The sequence below is a fragment of the Paenibacillus sp. FSL H8-0175 genome (genome assembly GCF_045040615.1).
GTDB lineage: Bacteria > Bacillota > Bacilli > Paenibacillales > Paenibacillaceae > Paenibacillus_AQ > Paenibacillus_AQ odorifer.
Window position 1 is genome coordinate 2,041,923 of sequence record NZ_CP150299.1, and the last position, 16,216, is coordinate 2,058,138.

Below are 16,216 nucleotides of genomic sequence, written 5' to 3' on the forward strand. Positions count from 1 at the left end.
GGAATAATACTGCGATTAGTGTCATCTGTGTCCGATAGGTGCCCAATAGGTGCCCAATAGATGCTCCATATGTGTTCGAGGAGCAGTTCCATAGGTGCCCGATAGAAGCTCCACAAGTATCCGATTAGTACTCCATGTGTTCGAAAAGTGCTCCACAAGTGTCCAATTAGTGCTTCACAAATTCCCGATAGCTCACCACACAAGCATAAGCAGTCGAGAGAACGTAACCTTCCCCATAGTTCCCAAACCCTCAGTACACAAACCTCCGTTGCGCCCAATAGCTGAATAGGAAGATTGAAGCCTCGGTCAGTAGCTTGGCGGCGACAAGCGGAATAATCAGCTTTTCATTATAGAAATAGAGTAGCCCATAGTTGAACAACAATACGAGGATCACCAGCGCAAAATATTTGGGAAGCGAAGCCTGAATCTTGGAGCGTTTGCCGCCTGTGAAGACGTATTTTCGGTTCATAGAATAGTTAAAGACAGAGCTGCACAATCTCGCGGCCGCGACGGACAGGAATAGGTTATGGCTGAGCCTCTGAAACAGGAATAAGAGTGTGAAGTCGAGCAGGGCTGACAGCAGCGAAGAAGTGCTGAACATCAGTATCGGCAGATAAATCCGGAAGGAGTCCATCAGAGGCCGGAAATGGGATGATTTATTATCGTCCAGATAGACGGTATCGATGTACTCTTCCGTAATGGTGTATCCCTCTTTATGGGCAGTCAGCAGCATGTTCATTTCATATTCAAACCGTTCGCCGGGAATCTGGCATAGCCAATCAAGCATTGATAGGGGGTAGCCGCGCAGCCCAGTTTGTGTATCATAAATCTTAGTACCTGTAGTTAAGGAAAAGACCGTCCGGGTTACAGAGTTGCCGAAGCGGCTGCGCAGAGGAATGGTTCCGGTGAACCGGCGGCTGCCGAGTACGATTCCCGGAGTAGTCTGGTTCCGCAGAGATTCAACGATCCGGTTAATATCATAAGGCAGATGTTGGCCGTCGCTATCCGCGCAGACTACATAATCCGGCAGACCGGCCTCCTGAATATACTGGAACCCTGTCTTCAGAGCACGTCCTTTTCCGAGGTTGACTTCATGGGTTAGGACAGTGCAGCCGAATGCTTCGGCCATATCGAAGATTCCACGGTAGTGCGGGCCGCTGCCGTCATCCACAAGAACAATAGGTTCAAGCTGGAAATTATGCAGCTGTAAAATCAAATCGAGCAGTCGTTCATCGGGCTCATAGGCTGGGATCAGTATAGTCATGATGTTGCATCCTCCTTGATATAAAGAATGTCGCTGACGCCCCGCTCCTTGTTTTTGCCCTGCGGATTATTTACGACCCGTCCCATGAAGTACATAGTGGATGAACCACCGCCGTCCAGATTGTAGGCTTCTGTGGCGCCAAGGTCGGACATTACATCAGCTAGCTCAGTAAGGGTCATCCCACGGCTGTACCCTTCATTGCGCCCGTCAACTACGACAAACACATAATGGTTTGGTGCGATCATACCAACTGCGGTGCGGGGATTCGCGTTCTGGATAGAATGGTTGCCGAAGTTGGTATCGATTTTGACATTGCTGAAATCACTGGCAATCTCCCCGTCCTGAATCAGAATCGGACCAAAGGAAAGGGTATCGGTGGCCCCTTGCGCCAGCAGTTCAGAGGAAGAAATCTCTTCCTCGTTATAGGTTTGCATTGTCCCATCATCGAACAGCGCCATTGCATCCCGCACAGGATCATCACGATACACCGTGCCGTTACGGATTATCACTCCGTCATTGCGGAAGCCATAGTAATCACCATTGATGGCAAAAATCGCATGGTTCGCGGAAGCAATGTCCGAGGTATCCTCAGTGATGTTTGTTCCAAAGCTGTTGTCGGCAAAAGCAGTGCGCAGACTGCTCGCTTCCTTGAGGACGATATCAGCGACAAAATAAGTGATCTGGTCTGAACCGGAACCGGTCTGCACTTGGTCGATCTGGATCTGAATATCATCGCTGGAGTAATTCCAGTCGTCAGAGGTTGCGTTAACTTCGGCAGCTGTAACGGCTGTAGCTCCTGAGCTGCTAGTTGTAGCTGCATCATCCGCAACTACGACTTCGACATGTTCGATTAAGTAACGATCTGCCAGACTATATATCACTGTGCCGAGAAGCAGGAGGACAATGATCATCACGATCAGCAGCTTTCGTTTGAAGCTCCAGGCTTGCTTACTTCTCTTGTTCAACATTGAAGCATCACCTCATTTTGTAAGTTGTTATGGCCATAATACCTGGGCTACCTTTAATGAAACTGAAATAAAAGCTGAAATAAAAACCGAAATAGTAAGAGCTCCGGGAAATTGGTATAATTTAACGAAGAGGTTTTCGACTACGGGGAGGTTTGGACATGCCACAGCGTGTGCTGCTGATTGAGGACGACGAAGCAATCAGTGAAATGGTCAGGTCTTATTTGGTAAAAGAAGGTTATGAGATTGAAGCTGTATTTGACGGTGAAGTAGCGGAGAGAACATTTCGGACCGGTGGTCCATTTGATCTTGTGCTGTTAGACCTTATGCTGCCGAAGCGAAGCGGGACTGACATTCTTCAGACTATCCGTGCGGGGAGTCTGGTTCCAGTGTTGATCATGTCCGCTAAAGACAGTGATGTAGATAAAGCGCTTGGGTTAGGCTTTGGGGCGGATGATTATATTACGAAGCCCTTTTCTATGATTGAGCTAGCGGCTAGGGTGAAGGCAGCGATCCGTCGTGCAGGTTATGCATCTCCCAGTATCCAAGTGGAAGATCAAGCTCCGGTGAAGCAAATGATCTCCATTGGCCGATTGACTGTAGATTTAGATAACTTCTCTGCGTTGAAGAATGGGGAAGAAGTAAAGCTAACGTCGAAGGAATTTCATATTCTTAAGCTGTTTGTGACGCATCCGGGCCGAGTATTTACCAAAGCGCAGATTTATGCGAGCGTATGGGAGGATGATTATTTCGGGGATGAGAACGTCATTAATGTACATATGAGAAGATTGCGTGAAAAAATAGAAGACGATCCCTCCCATCCCGAATACATTAAGACGTTATGGGGCATCGGGTATAAGCTGGGAGAACAGCTATAATGATCGCGGTGCTAGGTGTTGTCATTGTGCTCTTACTCGCCGTCATTGTGTGGCAATATCAGAATTCGCGTAAAGCTTCTAATGATTTGCGATATATGCATGACAAGTTAAGCAGCATTATGGAGGAAGGCTCACATGAAAGATTGCTGCTGTTCAGCGGTAATTTGGAGCTGCAGAGCGTGCTGATTGACCTGAACCGGCTGCTGGATATCAATCATAAAGGAAGCATTGAGCGCGTTAGGCTGGAGAAATCCATGCGTAATATGCTGTCTAATATTTCTCATGATCTTAAGACTCCGCTAACGGTTGTGCTTGGTTATATTGAGACCATTCAACAGGATGAGCATTTGCCGGCCGGGGAACGGGAACGGATGATGAAGATGATTCATCAAAAAGCCAATGAAGTGATCCAGCTGATGAACAAGTTTTTTGATTTGTCCAAGCTGGAATCAGGGGATCGGGAAATTGCGCTTTCACGAGTTGAGGCAGGTGAAGTATGCAGACGCAACATCCTTTCTTTCTATGATATCCTCAGCGCTAAGGGCAGTGAGGTGGAGATTGAGATTCCGGATGAGGCTGTTTACTTCATGGGAAATGAAGAGGCTCTTGATCGAATATTGTCCAATCTGTTGTCGAACGCAATTTCTTATGGCGACGCTGGGAGCGTATTAGGATTAAAGCTCTATAGTGATGAGAACAAAGTATACATAGAGGTGTGGGACCGGGGAAAAGGCATCAGTGAAGTACACCAGGATAAAGTATTTGAGCGTCTGTATACGCTGGAAGACTCAAGAAATCGGGCTTATCAAGGCAGCGGTCTAGGTCTGACGATCACCAAAAGATTAACGGAGCAAATGAATGGAACGATTACACTGGTTAGTCAGCCGTATGTGAGAACAGTGTTTACCCTTACTTTTCGCAGATTACGCTTCTAAGGAATAGAATTGTGCGCAGCTTAAGATTTTCGTAAGAAACGAGTAATAAAAAAGAAAATTCTGCTGTGTACAATAAGAACTAAGGAAGACGAGACGAAAACAAAGGGGAGCGCGGAATTGACTACAATACTTCGGACAAGAAATTTAACGAAAACCTATCAAGGTAAAGAAGTTGTCAGCAATGTGAATATGAATATTAAGCAAGGTGAAATTTACGGGTTTCTTGGACCGAATGGTGCTGGCAAAACTACCGTGATGAAAATGGTCACGAACCTAGTTAAACCTACGAGTGGAGAAATTGAATTTTTTAATGAAAAAATGACTGAGCATTCTTACGAAATGCTGAAGCGGATGGGCTGCATCATTGAATATCCAGTGTTTTATGATAAATTGACAGCCAAAGAAAATCTGATTTTGCACGGAGAGTACATGGGCTATTATGATCCGCAAGCGATTGGTGAAGCGCTGGAGCTGGTAAAGCTCACAGGTGTCGATAAAAAGCCGGTGAAGCAATTTTCACTTGGGATGAAGCAGCGTCTGGGTATTGCCAGAGCCTTCATGACGAAACCTGAACTGCTCATTTTGGATGAGCCGATTAATGGGCTAGATCCTGTGGGAATCAAGGAGATGCGTGAAGTGTTCCGGATGCTTAGCCGTGAATATGGAATGACGCTACTTGTATCTAGTCATATTCTGGGGGAAATAGAGCAGATTGCTGATACGATCGGTGTGATCCGGCAGGGTGCTCTGGTAGAAGAAGTGGCGATGGATTCCATTCGTGGCCAAAATACTGAATATATCGAAGTGGTTACGAATGAGATTAATAAAGCAGTGTATGTGTTGGAGCATAAGCTTGGGCTTAATAATTTCAAAGTGCTGGACCATATTACAGTTAGAATATATGACGGTGGAATCTCACAACGTGATCTGAATAAGGCGTTAGTGCTAGCAGATGTGGAAATTGAGAGTATCAGCAAAAAACAACATACGCTGGAAGATCATTTTCTGCAATTGATTGGGGGTGAAGGCATTGCTTAAATTAATATCTTTGGAGATTCGGAAGAATAAGCTAAAAACGCTTCTTACAGGTGCAGCAATCGTCAATCTTGCGATTCTTGCTTTTATGATTATGGTTTTATTCGTTGATCAAAATGAGAGCGAACCGTCGTTTGCTTCTTATGCAGAGTTGTTTGAGGGCGTGTTCGTTTTTGTAAAGGCTGCTTATATTATTTTCGCTTCGGTTATTATTAGCAAGCTGGTGATTGATGAGTATAAGAACAACACCATTACTCTTCTCTTCATGTATCCTATCTCACGTAAAAAGCTGATGACTGCGAAAATATTGATAGTGTTCGCCTTCACATTTGTGGCCATTATCGTGGCAGATATTGTAGTCGGCGCTATCCTAGTAGGATTCAATTCCTTTGCAGGGCTTATTCCGGGTGAACTGACCCTTCATGTAATCACTTCAGAGCTGATTAAGTTAGGTGCAAACGCTTTTTACGCAGCGGGTATTGCTCTAATCCCATTGTACTTTGGAATGAAGAAAAAATCGGTCCCTGCCACCATCGTCTCAGCTGTGTTAGTTACCTCCCTAATTTCTGGGGGATTTGATCAAGCTCGCTTAGGTAATTTAGCGGCGGTGTCGATCTCACTTGGTTTGCTAGGAGCAGGTATTGCCTATATGGCTATTCGCAACATTGAACATAAAGATATAGCCTAATAGATTCGGAATTCACCCCCTTTTATAACCCTTTTGTAACGATGAAAAAGCATCGTGATTGGGTTATAAAGGGGGAATTTGACGTTTATCTACGACTGATTTCCGTAATTTTGATATAATAGATATGAAATATATTTAAAATTTTAGATGAACATTGCTCGTTTAGGGGTAATGATAATGGATGAGAGAGCCTGAGGGGATGTGAACTGTGGATAAAGACTGGACGTCCATTCTGAGACGGTTGCTTTCGGAAGAGAGCGCTTATAAATCGTTATATGACCATCATCCTGATTTGATATTCGTTCTGGATAGACAAGGTCGCTGCGTAGGAACCAATCGAACTTTTCATCTAGGCTTGAGCGCAGAAGCGAAGTTGCAAAATACAAGTCCGATATCAGCAAAGAGAAAAAAACTTGGCAATATTGCTAGTTTTGAGGCTGCTCTGCAGGGGAACTCCTCAAGCTTTGAGCTACAAGATTTAGAGAATCCCAAAAAAGGCTCAGATTGCGTAGGCGTTAAACTATTACCGATCAGAACGGAAGAAGGGATCGCCGGGGTATTCGCGATTACTCAAGTGGCTAACGGAAGCGCTCTTTTACATGCAAAATTGTTACAAGACTGGCTAGATGAATTAGCGGACACCTTAGATACTGAATTACCTATCACGGGCGAAGTGGAGATCAGCTCCAAAGATAGCTCAATAGTAGCTGTGAAGGATCAACAATCGAGTCTCATTCTGAATTCCGTCTCCGCGGGAATCTTTGTGCTGGATACAACGGGGCGCGCTCTATTTATTAACCGTGAGGCAGCGGATATGTTAGGCTACCAACCAACAGAATTGATGGGTTTGAAGCTTATGGATTATATCCATCATATCCAAGGTGATGGTTCGCGTTATTCGACACCTGATTGCCAGATTAGTCTTACGATAGAGGATGGAATCATCCGTAAGAAAGATGATGAGATCTTCTGGCGTAAGGATGGCACCAGTTTTTTTGTTAATTATCGGGTAGCACCTCTTATTGATGAAGGGCTGATCGCCGGTGCGGTTATTGCCTTCAGTGATATTACGAATGAGCGAGAAATCATTCGTGCGAAAGAATCAGCAGAGCAGGCAGCGCAAGCCAAATCTGATTTCTTAATGATGATGAGCCATGAAATTCGGACGCCGATGAACGGGATGATCGGAATGGCTGATCTATTGTTGGATACTGAACTTGGAGAAGAGCAGCGAGGTTATGCCGAGATTTTACGCAGCAGTAGTTATACGTTATTGCAGATCTTGAATGACATTCTTGATTTCAGCAAAATGGAAGCAGGTAAAATGTCACTACAATCCGAGAAGTTTGATCTCCGCGAGATGATCTCAGACGTCATTGATTTATTTGCACCGAAAGCGGAAGAGAAGAAGCTGGCATTACGTTGGTGGATGGATACTAGCGTTCCAACCATAATCATTGCTGATCCGATCCGCTTGCGGCAGATTGTCGTGAATCTGGTAGGCAATGCGCTGAAATTCACGGAACGTGGGAGCGTGACCCTATCGGTGAAGAACATTCCACTATCTGATGAACAAGAATTTTTGTTGGAGTTTTCAGTGCGGGATACAGGTGTAGGAATTGCCGGTAACAAACTCAATCTATTGTTTCAATCTTTCTCACAGCTGCATCCGTCCATAAACCGTAAATATGGAGGCACAGGCTTGGGACTGGCGATTTGTAAACAGCTTGTGGAGCTGATGGGTGGGACGATCTTTGTAGAAAGTGAAGAGAATCAAGGTTCTACGTTTCGTTTTATGTTGCCTTGCAGAGCAGAAGATATAGAGCTGGAAGTAACTTCAAACTAGGGGGGTTACACACAAATCTCCGGTCCATTTGCTTAAGAAGCAATGGCCGGAGATTTGTGTGTTATTAGTCCTGAAGCATATACATGAGACCTACAGTATGCGGCCCACAATGGCTGCCAATTACACAACCCGCATGGAGGATTGCTATTTCATTAACTTGAGTTTTCTCTCGTAGTGCTGCCTCCAGATAGAGCGCATCTTCTTCCGCCAAGGTATGGACCACGATGAGCAACTCATTATCCATTCGATCGACATGAACCAAAGCGTTCTGGAGCATTTGTTCCACAGCTTTTTCTTTTTTGCCACGGATTTTGCTGGTAGGTATGATGCTCCCATCTACCAGTCTAAGAACAGGACGGATTTTGAGCAGACTACCGATGAAGTTCTGCATGCCTGAACAGCGTCCACCCATATATAAGTAATCTAGCGTATCCACAACGAATTCAGTTTCCACAAGGCTGCGGCTGTGCTCCAGCATGGCTGCAATCTCTACGGCAGAGTGGCCCTTTTCAGCAGCTCTGACAGCCTTCATAACAAGGAGGGCAATGCCTCCGCACAAGGTTTGCGAATCTATAACCTGTACGCGTCCCTCAGGAAATTCCCCGGCAGCCAAAAGTGCATTCTGATATGTAGAGGATAGTGAGGAGGAGAGACTGATATATACAATATCTTGTCCGCTGCTAATCACGGGTTGAAATGCAGCAATGAAATCTGCTGGCGAAGGTGCTGCCGTTTTCGGCAATACTCCACTAGCGGCTACACGGCGATACACTTCCTCGGGTGTAATATCTTCACCATCTTTGTAGGTACCTTCTTCAAATACAACATAAAGAGGAACGATGCCGATGTCATAAGTATCCTTCCAGTTTTGAGGTAAATCGGAAGTGCTGTCTGAAAATATTTTTACAGTAGACATGAAATTCTCCTTCACCGATAATTCGGATGACAATAATCATTATAGAACTACATAATCTATTTATTATACCAAGACTATGCCAATTCTCAAAATGAAATAGTAGGCAATCACAAGAAAAAAGACTATCGGGATTTCGATAGTCTTTTTAGTTCTATTCTTTTTTCGTAACAGGGATCCATATCTCACAACGATAGTCCTCTGCGTCTGGTCTCCCTGGAAGATATAGCTCAAACTCAGGTCCGCCTGTGTGCTCGTAGCCTGTGGAAGGGAACCACTCCTGGAAAATGCGTGCCCATACCTGCTGGATCGCATCAGGCATCGGCCCTACTGAGGTGAACACAGCCCAACTTGCAGCTGGAATTGTTGTAGAAGCAAAGCCCTGTGCATCAGTCTCTGGAGTAGCTTCGACAGCGATCCAATAGGAGAAGGTTTCTTTATCATGGTTCATGTCAGAGCAGATGCCTAATAAATCCTTATCTTCACCGAGCTCAATCAGCTTATCCGACGTACCATTTTCATTAGCTTCTATCCACAACTGAGGGATGCGGCGCAGATTCTCCCCATCCTTCGTTGTCATTTCCTCTACTAGTCCGATAACATTAAAGGCGTCTCTTTTCTCAATTCTGTAGTCCATTTCTTTATCTCCCTTCAGTGATAGATGGAAGGAGAGTCTAGGGAAAGCCTTGAGCTGTACCCCTGACTCCCGCGCAGCAGAAGGAGTAATTCCATGTGCCTTGCGGAATGCTTTGGCAAACGACTCGGGCGAGTCATATCCGTATTTCAGTGCAACATCCAGCACTTTAACTTTAGAAATAGCAAGCTCCTGTGCAGCCAGAGTTAATCTGCGCTTACGGATATAGTCTTTAATAGATACTCCGGTAAGCATATTGAACATGCGCTGGAAATGAAAGGGGGAGGAGTAAGCAACCTTGGCGATTTCTTCAATGGTCACAGATTCCTCCATCTTGCTCTCCATATAATCTAAAGCTTCTTTCATGCGGATAAGCCATTCCAAGTCCGTCATCTCCCTTTAAGTTCATACTATCAGGCTGCATTTGCAAAATCCTGTTATTCCGTGCTCTCTAATGACAGGTAGCAGGCAGAAGGATAATCTCATAAAAAATCATCCTAAATAGTATAACTCAGGAAGATAGACAAAGTTAGTCTTTCAATCGATACACTCTTGCTTCATAAGGTCGTAATAATTCCCGTGTGGGTGCATCATCAGGGTAATTTCCAATAATAAGTTCCGTAGCCTTACTTAGCTCTGCGGAAAGATCAACAGTCTGTGGAACCTCATTGAAATTGAGCAGCACCAGCCACTTCTCGTCATCCAGAGTACGCGTATAGGCATAAATATCCTCATGCTCTGGCAAAAGTAGCTTGTATTCGCCATAAGCCATGATCGGATTTTTTTTGCGCAAAGCAAGCAGCCTTTGGTAATAATAGAAGATGGAATCCGAATCCGCCAGGGCCTGCTCCACGTTAATTTCCTTGTAGTTCGGATTAACTTTGAGCCACGGCTCCCCTTCAGTAAAGCCGGCATTCGCAGAATCATCCCATTGCATCGGAGTGCGCGCATTATCACGGCCTTTGATATGAATAGCGTTTAGCACGCTGTTAGGATCAGCGCCGCCTTCGGTAACCTTTTCGCGATACATATTGAGGATTTCAATGTCTTTATAATGTTCAATGGCTGTGAATTTTACATTAGTCATCCCGATTTCTTCGCCTTGATAAATATAGGGTGTCCCTTTCAGCGTGTGCAGTAAGGTAGCGAGCATTTTGGCAGAGATCACACGATACTTACCGTCATCCCCGAATCTTGAGACCATACGTGGCTGGTCATGATTGTTAAGATAAAGACTATTCCAACCCTTATCCGCCAGACCCACTTGCCATTTATGAAGAATATCGCGCAGCTTCGACAACGTCCACGGGGCTACGTCCCATTTGCCGTCAGGACCCGAGTCCACATCCATATGCTCGAACTGGAATACCATTTGCAGCTCTTTACGTTCCTCGTCCGTGTAAAGGATGGCATCTTCAACTGTAGCGCCAGGAGTTTCGCCGACAGTCATAATGTTATAGTTGGATAACACTTTGTCATTCATTTCATGTAAAAACTCATGAACACGTGGTCCATTCATATAATATTCGCCGCCCCAAGCAAGTTCCCCGGGAGCAAGGCCGTCTCTATGAGAGGATGGGAGACCTTCCACTTTAGAAATCATATTGATTACATCCATTCGTAGACCATCCACACCCTTGTCGAGCCAGAAGGTGATCATCTTGTATAACTCCTCACGCAGCTGCGGATTCTCCCAGTTGAGATCCGGTTGCTTGCGCGAAAACAGATGCAGATAGTATTCACCAGTGGTTTCATCCAGTTCCCAAGCCGGGCCGCTGAATACAGAACTCCAATTGTTGGGGCGCTCACCATCTGGTCCACCCGGACGCCAAATGTAGTAATCGCGATATGGATTATCTTTTGAAGAACGGGATTCTACGAACCAAGGATGCTCATCTGAGGAATGATTGATTACAAGGTCCATCATTAGTTTTATGCCACGGGCGTGCAATTCAGTCAGTAATTCTTCCCAATCCTGCAATGTGCCGAACTCATCCATAATATCTTGATAATCGCTGATGTCATAACCGTTATCGTCATTTGGCGATTTATATACAGGTGACAGCCAAACTACGTCGACACCTAGCTTTTGCAAATAATCCAGACGTGAAATGATTCCCTGCAGATCTCCAATCCCGTCACCATTGCTATCTTGAAAGCTGCGGGGATAGATTTGGTAGACAACGGCTTCTTTCCAAAAGGTTCTGTTCATTCAAAATCACTCCTTATATAAGTTATCTTCCTAAAAAATAAAGAGACCCCAAAAGCATTAAGCTTCAAGGGTCTCTTGGGTGTAAGTTTTATACTGTGACGGAATTGCTATCAGCAGTGATGCTGCTTAGTCCGTTTACGGTATATTCTTTGTCGTAGATAGTAATAGAAGCAGGGATATCAGTTTCATTCGTAACAGTAACTTGTGCATCCGTAACGCTTACTTTCAGACGGGAGCCGCGGAACATGATTTTAAAAGAGTAAGCGGTCCAGTGACCTGGGTTAGATGGGCTCAGTGTCAGTCTGCCGTCATGCACGCGGAGTCCGCCGAAACCATGTACGATTGACATCCAAGTACCAGCCATGCTAGTGCTGTGCAAGCCGTCTTCTGTATCATTGTTATAGTTATCAAGATCCAGTCTTGAAGTACGCAAGTACATTTCATAGGCCTTATCCTTATATCCCAGCTCACTGGCTAGAATGGAGTGGATACAAGGGGAAAGGGAGGACTCATGAACAGTGATCGGTTCATAAAAGTCGAAGTTACGTTTTTTGGTATCGAGATCGTAACGGTCACCCAGGAAATATAATCCCTGCAGAACGTCTGCTTGTTTAATGAAGCAAGAACGCAGGATACGGTCCCATGACCATTTTTGGTTAAGTGGCAGATGCTCACGTTCCAGATCTTTGACTTGAATGATCTCTTTGTCCAGGAAGCCATCTTGTTGTAAGAAGATACCCAGCTCTTCATCCGCAGGATAATACATCTTAGCAATGATGTCTTTCCATTTTGTAGTTTCGCTCTCTTGCAGCCCTAGTTTGTCAACTAGCTCAGCATAACGAGTAGGCTCATTTTCTTGCAAGTATGCCAGTGCTTCCATGGTATATTCCATAGTCCACGAAGCCATACGGTTCGTATACCAGTTATTATTAACGTTATTCTCATATTCATTCGGGCCCGTTACGCCGAGCATTACGTATTTGTCTTTGCGTGATGCATAGTGAACACGTTCTTCCCAGAAGCGGGAGATTTCCACGAGAACCTCAAGGCCATATTGTCCCAGATAAGCTTTGTCTCCGGTGTAGTTCACATAGTTGTAAATAGCGTAGGCAATGGCACCATTCCGGTGAATTTCTTCAAATGTAATTTCCCACTCGTTGTGGCACTCTTCACCGTTCATAGTAACCATTGGGTATAGCGCACCTTTTTTGAATCCAAGCTTACGGGCATTTTCTTTAGCTTTCTCTAAGTGCTTGTAACGGTAGATCAACAAATTGCGGGCAATGGAGGAGTCCGCCGTACTGAGATAGAAGGGAACGCAATACGCCTCTGTATCCCAGTAAGTGCTGCCGCCGTATTTTTCACCGGTAAAGCCTTTCGGGCCAATGTTCAGGCGGTCATCTTCACCATTATAGGTTTGATTGAGTTGGAAAATATTAAAGCGAATCGCTTGCTGAGCCGAAACGTCACCTTCAATGATGATGTCGCTTTCTTTCCATTTTTCTCTCCAAGCTTCAATTTGTTCGGTCAAAAGAGTTACAAATCCGGCTTCCTTAGCAGCTTGCAGAGCAGTTTGGGCGGCGTCGACCAATTGTCCCAGACCGTGATTCCTAGAAGTAACATTGGCTACATATTTATAAATGACGATTTGATTGCCCGCTTGTGCGGTTACGTCCAGTTTGCTGGCTACATATTTCTCTTGTTCGATCGCTTCTGCTTCGGCAGTTACCTTCTCACCATTGACAAGGATATCAAAAGCCATAGCAGAGGTGACATGGAAGTCGAGTTTCTTAGTCTTAAGAGTGAGATGTCCATGATCAGGTCCCGCTTGTTTCTCAACTTCATTCCAGAATTTCTCGTCATAGTTGGAATCCTTGTTCTTCACATCACCATCAAGATAAGGAGTAATCGTAATCTTGCCTGAGAAATTGACAGGAATGATGGAATAGCGAATCGCGCCGATTTCTTGACGAGTCATGCTTACGAACCGGATACTTTCTACTTTAACTTCCTTACCATCTTCGAGAGTGGCAGTGAAGCTACGGGAGAGCGTTCCTTCTTTCATATTAAGTACACGGCGGAATTCGGAAACGGTGCACTTTGCCAGATCAAGGGGGATACCCTCGATATCAATGTTAATACCGATCCAGTTCGTGCTGTTAAGTACTTTGGCAAAATATTCAGGATAGCCGTTTTTCCACCAGCCAACACGTGTTTTGTCAGGGTAGTAGACGCCCGCCATGTAGCTGCCTTGCAGGCTGTTGCCGCTATATTGCTCTTCGAAATTGGCCCGGCCACCCATAAATCCGTTACCAAGACTAAATACGCTTTCAGAAATTTCTTGCGTCTGTGGATCAAAGGATTCCTCAATAATGGACCATTCATCAATTGTTAAATATTGTTTCACGATAACCGCTCCTTTAAATATGTTAGGGGGATATATAAAATGAACAAATCTTTTGTTAAACTTCCGGTGATATAAAAGTGACTGCGATGAATCTTTGGACTTTCGATCGCTGTTATAATCAGATTTCTATATTTAAACCACATTTTGCGGATGAAATCTGATTATAAAGGCGAACGCTATGCTTCTACAGTTCCAAAATTCCTCTCCGTCACTTCATCACCAGAAAGTTAACGATTAATTATTAGTTCATTTAATCTCTGGTAGGAATGTCCATAACAACTCAAATCAGTACTATTTGAGTTCATTATGTTCACTATATTTATGCAAAAGATTCTTTGAGCACGGACACACTCATATGAGCGAGCGATGGAACCACAATATTCGCTGCACTGAGGGTTTCCGGCGAACCAATGCCAACACTGAACATACCGGCCCGGGTAGCGGCCTCAATTCCCGCTTCTGCATCTTCGAAGACTACACAATGTTCAGGTGCGGCATCCAGTGCTTTGGCTCCTAACAGGAACACTTCCGGATCTGGTTTAGCAGCACTAGTGTGAGTTCCATCGATGATTGCATCAAAGTAAGGGGTTAATCCGGTATTATTCAAGATCGTCATTGCATTTTTACTGGCAGAACCGAGAGCGACTTTGATGCCATTCGCGCGGCACTCTTTTAGGAAATCAAGCGCACCTGGCAGAATCTCAGAACTGTCCATTTTCGCAATATATTCGACATAACGATTATTTTTCTGTTCCGCAAGCTTAGCTTTCTCTTCTTCAGCAATCGTTAGTCCACCGATTTCCAGCAAAATATTTAGTGAAGCCGTTCTGCTGACTCCCTTAAGGCGTTCGTTATCTTGTTCTGTGAAAAGAAACCCCAGTCCATCTGCAAGCTCTTTCCAAGCGATATAATGGTATTTGGCTGTATCGACGATTACTCCGTCCAAGTCGAACAAGCAGGCTTTAATTTCCGACATTGTAGTACCTCCTAAAAGTTTTGACAGCGTCGTGATCCAGCGGATGCCGTATTAGAATCTTATTAAACCGTTTAAACTTTGATTAAGATGTGTAAGTTTATCCTAACCTAAGATCCTAGAAATCACCCATAAAGAACTGGATCATTAAGTATTGTATGATTTAGCGCAAACGTTTGTACAGATTTTCAAAAAATAAATGAAGCGATTAAACGCTTCACTTATTCATTCGGTTTTATGCTTTGCCTGAGAGTGCATGGATGACTCTCTCACGATCAGACGATGGGGAATGACAAATCGGTTGGTATGACCTGAACCGTTATCCGGACTCTTGATATTTTGGATAAGTACTTGTGATGCGGTGTAGCCAAGATGATAAATTCCTATATCAATACTGCTGATCGGAGGACTAGATAATTCAGATAATGGAATATTGTTAAAGCTTACAATGGCGAGATCGTCTGGAACCTTGTATTTCAGTTCGTTCAACCCACGCAAAATTCCGAACGATACCATGTCATCCACCGCTACCAGCGCAGTGGGTCGATTCGGCAAATTCATGAAAAAGGACATCGCTCTGTAGCCGCTATCCTGTAGAAATTCACCCTCTACAATCCATTCATCCCGCATTTCTAAACCGCTATTCTGCAATGCTTTACGATATCCGGCGAGACGGTCACGAGAAACGATTAGATTAGGTGGTCCACTTACGAAGCCAATACGTTTATGCCCCATGGAAATGAGGTGGTTCGTAGCATCGTATGCTGCCATCACATTATCATTATCGACTGATAAAATATTCTCATATTTATCACTCCGGCCAACAAGCACGAATGGATAATCGTTGCTCTCTAGAAAATCAATAACGGCATCATCCGTACGAGAGTAAAGCAGAATAACGCCGTCAACACGGCGACCCTTCAGAAGTCGTGAAACGGCTTCCAGTTCTTCTTTCTCGTTCGCTCCGGAGCTTATCAGCACATCATAACCGGAACGGCTGGCTTGTGTAACGATCCCGCGAATTAATTCCATAAAAAATAGATTAGAGAACAGCTCTTCAGCAGGTTTAGGAAGACTGAAGCAGATGCTGTTAGTAGTTTTCGACACCAAGCTCTTAGCCATCATGTTAGGGGTATAGCCCATATCCTCCATAATAGCTTTAACTTTGCGGGAAGTTTCCAGGCTGATTCTGGGATGGTTGGACAATACCCGGGATACCGTGGAGGGAGATACTCCCGCTTTCTTGGCCACATCCTTAATGGTAACTGTCATTGAAACCTCCTTATGGAACCGTTTGCTTTACACAGTAATATTAATCTAAGAGTTCTAAATTGTAAATAGATAAAGTCATTCAAAAGGAGGAAATTGCTACTTTTGGAAGGAACACAAGAAATTTCAATGTAATATTGTTGCTTTTCACCAAAAAAGTATGAATGATTCGGGAATTTTGATCTTAATATGTATAA

Annotated in this window: 13 protein-coding genes; 5 read left to right on the forward strand and 8 right to left on the reverse strand. The window is 44.4% G+C overall.

What is annotated here, in order from left to right:
• Positions 1-250 precede the first annotated feature (250 nt).
• Positions 251-1,264 (reverse strand): bifunctional glycosyltransferase family 2/GtrA family protein, encoded by a 1,014-nt coding sequence (locus MHH46_RS08730; RefSeq protein WP_076195076.1) that lies wholly within the window; start codon positions 1,262-1,264, stop codon positions 251-253.
• Positions 1,261-2,232 (reverse strand): phosphodiester glycosidase family protein, encoded by a 972-nt coding sequence (locus MHH46_RS08735; protein ID WP_076195078.1) that lies wholly within the window; start codon positions 2,230-2,232, stop codon positions 1,261-1,263. The genes MHH46_RS08730 and MHH46_RS08735 overlap by 4 nt, the downstream gene beginning before the upstream one ends.
• A 158-nt stretch (positions 2,233-2,390) precedes the next feature.
• Between MHH46_RS08735 and MHH46_RS08740 the strand changes: the two genes are divergently transcribed.
• From MHH46_RS08740 to MHH46_RS08760, 5 genes are all read left to right on the forward strand, one after another.
• Positions 2,391-3,107, forward strand: a complete 717-nt coding sequence (locus tag MHH46_RS08740; protein ID WP_036684414.1) for a response regulator transcription factor — start codon at positions 2,391-2,393, stop codon at positions 3,105-3,107.
• A complete protein-coding gene (locus MHH46_RS08745) occupies positions 3,107-4,042 on the forward strand; it encodes a sensor histidine kinase KdpD (protein WP_076195080.1) in 936 nt (311 codons plus the stop codon). The genes MHH46_RS08740 and MHH46_RS08745 overlap by 1 nt, the downstream gene beginning before the upstream one ends.
• Positions 4,043-4,159: 117 nt before the next feature.
• On the forward strand, positions 4,160-5,080 hold the full coding sequence (locus tag MHH46_RS08750; protein ID WP_076126453.1) for an ABC transporter ATP-binding protein: 921 nt from the start codon (positions 4,160-4,162) through the stop codon (positions 5,078-5,080).
• Positions 5,064-5,765: an ABC transporter permease gene (locus MHH46_RS08755; protein ID WP_256717259.1), complete on the forward strand. Its 702-nt coding sequence runs from the start codon at positions 5,064-5,066 to the stop codon at positions 5,763-5,765. Before MHH46_RS08750 ends, MHH46_RS08755 begins: the two co-directional genes overlap by 17 nt.
• Before the next feature lie 208 nt (positions 5,766-5,973).
• The gene (locus tag MHH46_RS08760) at positions 5,974-7,611 is read left to right on the forward strand and encodes a PAS domain-containing protein (RefSeq protein ID WP_076195082.1); all 1,638 of its coding nucleotides are present in this window, start codon (positions 5,974-5,976) and stop codon (positions 7,609-7,611) included.
• Positions 7,612-7,675: 64 nt separating this feature from the next.
• Here the strand turns inward: MHH46_RS08760 and MHH46_RS08765 are convergent, their stop codons facing one another.
• The 6 genes from MHH46_RS08765 to MHH46_RS08790 all read right to left on the reverse strand — a co-directional run bounded on the left by MHH46_RS08765 (position 7,676) and on the right by MHH46_RS08790 (position 16,022).
• A complete protein-coding gene (locus MHH46_RS08765; protein ID WP_076126458.1) occupies positions 7,676-8,527 on the reverse strand; it encodes a DegV family protein in 852 nt (283 codons plus the stop codon).
• A 151-nt stretch (positions 8,528-8,678) separates the two neighbouring features.
• Positions 8,679-9,542: an AraC family transcriptional regulator gene (locus MHH46_RS08770; protein WP_175618914.1), complete on the reverse strand. Its 864-nt coding sequence runs from the start codon at positions 9,540-9,542 to the stop codon at positions 8,679-8,681.
• A gap of 145 nt (positions 9,543-9,687) precedes the next feature.
• Positions 9,688-11,370 (reverse strand): alpha-glucosidase, encoded by a 1,683-nt coding sequence (locus MHH46_RS08775; protein WP_076195084.1) that lies wholly within the window; start codon positions 11,368-11,370, stop codon positions 9,688-9,690.
• Positions 11,371-11,458: 88 nt separating this feature from the next.
• Positions 11,459-13,777, reverse strand: coding sequence for a glycoside hydrolase family 65 protein (locus MHH46_RS08780; RefSeq protein WP_076195086.1), 2,319 nt, complete (start codon positions 13,775-13,777; stop codon positions 11,459-11,461).
• A gap of 319 nt (positions 13,778-14,096) precedes the next feature.
• Complete coding sequence (pgmB, locus tag MHH46_RS08785) at positions 14,097-14,753, reverse strand: beta-phosphoglucomutase (RefSeq protein WP_076195088.1); 657 nt, start codon at positions 14,751-14,753, stop codon at positions 14,097-14,099.
• 222 nt (positions 14,754-14,975) lie between these two features.
• The gene (locus MHH46_RS08790; RefSeq protein WP_076195090.1) at positions 14,976-16,022 is read right to left on the reverse strand and encodes a LacI family DNA-binding transcriptional regulator; all 1,047 of its coding nucleotides are present in this window, start codon (positions 16,020-16,022) and stop codon (positions 14,976-14,978) included.
• Positions 16,023-16,216: the final 194 nt, after the last annotated feature.

Bases quoted from the DNA above. Each gene is read 5' to 3' on its own strand.
- MHH46_RS08735 (WP_076195078.1), bottom strand. From the start codon at position 2,232: ATGTTGAACAAGAGAAGTAAGCAAGCCTGGAGCTTCAAACGAAAGCTG.
- MHH46_RS08790 (WP_076195090.1), bottom strand. From the start codon at position 16,022: ATGACAGTTACCATTAAGGATGTGGCCAAGAAAGCGGGAGTATCTCCC.
- MHH46_RS08745 (WP_076195080.1), top strand. From the start codon at position 3,107: ATGATCGCGGTGCTAGGTGTTGTCATTGTGCTCTTACTCGCCGTCATT.
- MHH46_RS08775 (WP_076195084.1), bottom strand. From the start codon at position 11,370: ATGAACAGAACCTTTTGGAAAGAAGCCGTTGTCTACCAAATCTATCCC.
- MHH46_RS08740 (WP_036684414.1), top strand. From the start codon at position 2,391: ATGCCACAGCGTGTGCTGCTGATTGAGGACGACGAAGCAATCAGTGAA.
- pgmB (WP_076195088.1), bottom strand. From the start codon at position 14,753: ATGTCGGAAATTAAAGCCTGCTTGTTCGACTTGGACGGAGTAATCGTC.
- MHH46_RS08765 (WP_076126458.1), bottom strand. From the start codon at position 8,527: ATGTCTACTGTAAAAATATTTTCAGACAGCACTTCCGATTTACCTCAA.
- MHH46_RS08730 (WP_076195076.1), bottom strand. From the start codon at position 1,264: ATGACTATACTGATCCCAGCCTATGAGCCCGATGAACGACTGCTCGAT.